General features: G+C 66.4%; 4 protein-coding genes and 1 pseudogene. All 5 read left to right on the forward strand.

Annotation, left to right across the window (positions count from 1 at the left end):
* Positions 1–171: pseudogene (gene glyA / locus G9C89_RS24750) on the forward strand (serine hydroxymethyltransferase); the annotation flags it as partial.
* Between the two features lie 129 nt (positions 172–300).
* The gene (locus tag G9C89_RS24755) at positions 301–1,551 is read left to right on the forward strand and encodes a sarcosine oxidase subunit beta (RefSeq protein ID WP_172153333.1); all 1,251 of its coding nucleotides are present in this window, start codon (positions 301–303) and stop codon (positions 1,549–1,551) included.
* 55 nt (positions 1,552–1,606) lie between these two features.
* The gene (locus G9C89_RS24760; protein WP_172153335.1) at positions 1,607–1,933 is read left to right on the forward strand and encodes a sarcosine oxidase subunit delta; all 327 of its coding nucleotides are present in this window, start codon (positions 1,607–1,609) and stop codon (positions 1,931–1,933) included.
* Positions 1,930–4,947 (forward strand): sarcosine oxidase subunit alpha, encoded by a 3,018-nt coding sequence (locus G9C89_RS24765; protein ID WP_172153337.1) that lies wholly within the window; start codon positions 1,930–1,932, stop codon positions 4,945–4,947. Before G9C89_RS24760 ends, G9C89_RS24765 begins: the two co-directional genes overlap by 4 nt.
* The coding region (locus G9C89_RS24770; RefSeq protein ID WP_218575973.1) for a sarcosine oxidase subunit gamma family protein at positions 4,940–5,304 on the forward strand (365 nt) is incomplete at its 3' end. The genes G9C89_RS24765 and G9C89_RS24770, both read left to right, overlap by 8 nt.

Raw genomic sequence — 5,304 nt, forward strand, 5'->3', positions numbered from 1 at the left:
CTGCGCATCGGCACCCCGGCGATCACCACCCGCGGCTTCAAGGAAGCGCAGAGCATCGCGCTGGCCGGCTGGATCTGCGACATCCTCGACCACCTCGGCGATGCCGATGTCGAGGCGCAAGTCGCCACCCTGGCCGCCGGGCTGTGTGCCGATTACCCGGTTTATCGGTGATTCGTAGGGTGGAAGGCGCTGTTTCCTTCCACCGCGTATCGGTGGATCGGTAAAGCGTGATCCACCCTACGGGCCGCCAACCAAATGGTGCCTACCGAGACGGCAATACCCAGATTTCAGGAGCATCCCATGCAACGTTATTCCGGCTTCGGCCTGCTCAAGCACTCTTTCAGCCACCACGAGAACTGGCAGCGCATGTGGCGCACGCCGACGCCCAAGCCGGTGTACGACGTGATCATCGTCGGCGGTGGCGGCCATGGCCTGGCCACCGCCTATTACCTGGCCAAGGAATTCGGCGTGCGCAACGTCGCGGTGATCGAGAAGGGCTGGCTCGGCGGCGGCAACACCGCGCGCAACACCACCATCGTGCGTTCCAACTACCTGTGGGATGAGTCGGCGCAGCTCTACGAACACGCCATGAAGCTGTGGGAAGGCCTGTCCCAGGACCTCAACTACAACGTCATGTTTTCCCAGCGTGGCGTGTTCAACCTCGGCCACACCCTGCAGGACATGCGCGACATCGAACGCCGGGTCAGCGCCAACCGGCTCAACGGCATCGACGGCGAAGTACTCAACGCCAAGCAGGTCGAGGAACTGATTCCCTACCTCGATTGCAGCAAGAACACCCGCTACCCGGTAATGGGCGCCTCCCTGCAACGCCGCGGCGGCGTGGCCCGTCACGATGCCGTGGCCTGGGGCTACGCGCGCGCCGCCGATGCCCTCGGCGTCGACCTGATCCAGCAGACCGAAGTGATCGGTTTCCGCAAGGAAAACGGCGCGGTGATCGGCGTCGAAACCAACCGTGGCTTCATCGGCGGCAAGCGCGTCGGCGTGGTCACCGCCGGTAACTCCGGGCACATGGCCAAGCTCGCCGGCTTCCGCCTGCCGCTGGAGTCACACCCGCTGCAGGCGCTGGTGTCCGAGCCGATCAAGCCGATCATCGACAGCGTGATCATGTCCAACCAGGTGCATGGCTACATCAGCCAGTCGGACAAGGGCGACCTGGTCATCGGTGCCGGTATCGACGGCTACAACGGTTATGGCCAGCGCGGCTCCTACCCGACCATCGAGCACACCCTGCAAGCCATCGTCGAGATGTTCCCGGTGCTCTCGCGGGTGCGCATGAACCGCCAGTGGGGCGGCATCGTCGACACCACGCCGGACGCCTGCCCGATCATCGCCAAGACCCCGGTGCCGAACCTGTTCTTCAACTGCGGCTGGGGCACCGGCGGCTTCAAGGCCACCCCGGGTTCGGGTCACGTGTTCGCCGCCAGCCTGGCCAAGGGCGAGATGCATCCGCTGGCCAAGGCGTTCTCCATCGAGCGCTTCCACAACGGCGCGCTGATCGACGAACACGGCGCGGCCGGGGTCGCACACTGATTTTGGCCCCCTCTCCCGACGGGAGAGGGTGGATGGTTTTCTGGAGGTTCCGACCATGCTGCATATTTTCTGCCCTCACTGCGGTGAGCTGCGCTCCGAAGAGGAATTCCACGCCAAGGGCCAGGCCCACATCCCGCGCCCGCTGGATCCGAACGCCTGCACCGACGAGGAATGGGGCAACTACCTGTTCTTCCGCGACAACCCGCGCGGCCTGCACCACGAGTTGTGGATTCACGCCGCGGGCTGCCGCCAGTACTTCAACGTCACCCGTCACACGGTGACCTACGAAATCCTCGAAACCTACAAGATCGGCGAAAAACCCGGCGTGACTGAAGCCAGCGTCGCCGCGAAGAAGGCCGTCGCCCAAGGAGTAACGGCATGAGCCAGGTCAATCGTCTTTCCCAGGGTGGCCGCATCGACCGCAGCCAGCCGCTGAGCTTCAGCTTCAACGGCCAGACCTACCAGGGCTATGCCGGCGACACCCTGGCCGCCGCCCTGCTGGCCAACGGCGTCGACATCGTCGGCCGCAGCTTCAAGTACTCGCGCCCGCGCGGCATCGTCGCCGCCGGTGCCGAAGAACCCAACGCCGTGCTGCAGATCGGCTCGACCGAAGCGGCGCAGATCCCCAACGTGCGCGCCACCCAGCAGGCCCTGTACGCCGGCCTGGTGGCGGCCAGCACCAACGGCTGGCCGAGCGTCAACACCGACCTGATGGGCATTCTCGGCAAGGTCGGCGGACAGATGATGCCGCCGGGGTTCTACTACAAGACCTTCATGTACCCGCAGAACCTCTGGCTGACCTACGAGAAGTACATCCGCAAGGCCGCAGGGTTGGGCCGTGCGCCGAAGGAGAACGACCCGGACAGCTACGACTACATGAACCAGCACTGCGACGTGCTGGTGGTCGGTGGCGGCGCCGCCGGTCTGGCCGCCGCCTTGGCCGCCGGGCGTAGCGGGGCGCGGGTGATTCTCGCCGACGAGCAGGAAGAGTTCGGCGGCAGCCTGCTGAGCACCCGCGAGACCCTCGACGGCAAGCCGGCCAGCGACTGGGCGGCCAAGGCCATCGCCGAACTGGAAACAATGGCGGAAGTCACCCTGCTGCCGCGCGCCACGGTGAACGGCTACCACGACCACAACTTCCTCACCATTCACCAGCGCCTCACCGATCACCTCGGCGAAGTCGCCCCGCTCGGCCAGGTGCGCCAGCGCATGCACCGCGTGCGCGCCAAGCGCGTGGTATTGGCCACCGGCGCCCACGAACGGCCGCTGGTGTATGCCAACAACGACGTGCCGGGCAACATGCTCGCCGACGCGGTGTCCACCTATGTGCGCCGCTACGGCGTGGCGCCGGGCCGCCAGCTGGTGCTGTCGACCACCAACGACTACGCCTACCGCGTGGTCCTCGACTGGCTCGACGCCGGTCAGCAAGTGGTCGCGGTCGCCGATGCGCGGAGCAATCCGCGCGGCGCCTGGGTCGAAGAAGCACGCAAGCGTGGCGTGCGCATCCTCACCGGCAGTGCGGTGGTCGAGGCGCGTGGCAGCAAGCGGGTCAACGCGGCGCGGATCTGCGCCATCGACCTGAAAAACAACAAGGTCGTCAGCCCCGGCGAAGTGCTCGACTGCGACCTGATCGTCAGCTCCGGCGGCTACAGCCCGGTGGTGCACCTGGCCTCGCACCTCGGCGGCAAGCCGACCTGGCAGGAAGACATCCTCGCCTTCGTGCCCGGCGAAGGCCTGCAGAAACGCCTGTGCGCCGGTGCGGTCAACGGCATCTTCGCCCTCGGCGACAGCCTGGCGGACGGTTTCGAGGCCGGCGCGACAGCCGCGGCCGAAACCGGTTTCAAGCAGGTCGCCAGCAGCCTGCCGAAGGTCGAAAAGCGCCATGAGGAGCCGGCCGTCGCGCTGTTCCAGGTGCCCCACGACAAGCCTACGGCGCGCGCGCCCAAGCAGTTCGTCGACCTGCAGAACGACGTCACCGCGGCCGGCATCGAGCTGGCCACCCGCGAGGGCTTCGAGTCGGTCGAGCACGTCAAGCGCTACACCGCCCTGGGCTTCGGCACCGACCAGGGCAAGCTGGGCAACATCAACGGCCTGGCCATCGCCGCCCGTTCGCTGGGCATCAGCATCCCCGAAATGGGCACCACCATGTTCCGCCCGAACTACACCCCGGTGACCTTCGGCGCCCTCGCCGGGCGCAACTGCGGGCCGCTGTTCGAGGCCAAGCGCTACACCGCCATGCAGGCCTGGCATCTGCAGAACGGCGCCGAGTTCGAGGACGTCGGCCAGTGGAAGCGTCCCTGGTACTTCCCGAAAAACGGTGAAGACCTGCACGCCGCCGTGGCCCGCGAGTGCCTGGCGGTGCGCAACGCGGTGGGCATCCTGGATGCCTCGACCCTGGGCAAGATCGACATCCAGGGCCCGGATGCGCGCGAATTCCTCAACCGCGTCTACACCAACGCCTGGACCAAGCTGGACGTGGGCAAGGCGCGCTACGGCCTGATGTGCAAGGAAGACGGCATGGTCTTCGACGACGGCGTGACCGCCTGTCTGGCCGACAACCACTTCCTCATGACCACCACCACCGGCGGCGCCGCGCGGGTGCTGGAATGGCTGGAAATCTACCACCAGACCGAATGGCCGGAGCTCAAGGTGTACTTCACCTCGGTCACTGACCACTGGGCGACCATGACCCTGTCCGGACCCAACAGCCGCAAGCTGCTGGCCGAGGTCACCGACATCGACCTGGACAAGGACGCCTTCCCGTTCATGACCTGGAAGGAAGGCACTGTCGGCGGCGTGCCGGCGCGGGTGTTCCGCATCTCCTTCACCGGCGAGCTGAGCTACGAAGTCAACATCCAGGCCGACTACGCCCTGGGCGTCTGGGAAAAGATCATCGCCGCCGGCAAGAAACACGGCCTGACCCCCTATGGCACCGAGACCATGCACGTGCTGCGCGCCGAGAAGGGCTTCATCATCGTCGGCCAGGACACCGACGGTTCGGTCACCCCGGACGACCTCGGCATGGGCTGGTGCGTCGGCCGGACCAAGCCGTTCTCCTGGATCGGCTGGCGCGGCATGAACCGCGAGGACTGCCTCAAGGCAGAGCGCAAGCAACTGGTGGGGCTGAAACCGCTCGACCCGAGCAAGGTGCTGCCGGAAGGCGCGCAACTGGTGTTCGACCCCAAGCAGGCCATCCCGATGACCATGGTCGGCCACGTCACCTCCAGCTACATGAGTTCGGCGCTGAACTATTCGCTCGCCATGGCCCTGGTCAAGGGCGGCCTCAAGCGCATCGGCGAGCGGGTGTTCGCCCCGCTGGTGGATGGCAGCGTGATCGAAGCCGAAATCGTCAGTCCCGTGTTCTATGACCCGAAAGGGGATCGCCAGAATGTCTAACGTCAACGTTTACCAGCAACGCCCCGATACCGGCCATGCCGAGTCGCCACTGTTTCACGCCGGCCTCGACGAGCTGGCGCGCAAGGGCAAGAGTCGCGCCGGGGTGACCCTGCGCGAAAAGAAACTGCTCGGCCACCTGACCCTGCGTGGCGACGCCAGTGACAGCAACTTCGCCGGCGGCGTGCACCAGGCCCTCGGCCTGGAGCTGCCGGTGGCGCTGACCCTGGTGGCCAATGGCGATACCTCGCTGCAATGGCTGGGCCCGGACGAATGGCTGCTGATCGTGCCCAGCGGCAGCGAGTTCGCCGTCGAGCAGAAGCTGCGCGCCGCGCTGGACGGTCAGCACGTCGCGGTGGT

The organism is Pseudomonas tumuqii, from assembly GCF_013184545.1.
GTDB classification, from domain to species: domain Bacteria; phylum Pseudomonadota; class Gammaproteobacteria; order Pseudomonadales; family Pseudomonadaceae; genus Aquipseudomonas; species Aquipseudomonas tumuqii.

Coding starts and splice junctions, on each gene's coding strand:
- G9C89_RS24755 (WP_172153333.1), top strand. CDS start 301: ATGCAACGTTATTCCGGCTTCGGCCTGCTCAAGCACTCTTTCAGCCAC.
- G9C89_RS24760 (WP_172153335.1), top strand. CDS start 1,607: ATGCTGCATATTTTCTGCCCTCACTGCGGTGAGCTGCGCTCCGAAGAG.
- G9C89_RS24765 (WP_172153337.1), top strand. CDS start 1,930: ATGAGCCAGGTCAATCGTCTTTCCCAGGGTGGCCGCATCGACCGCAGC.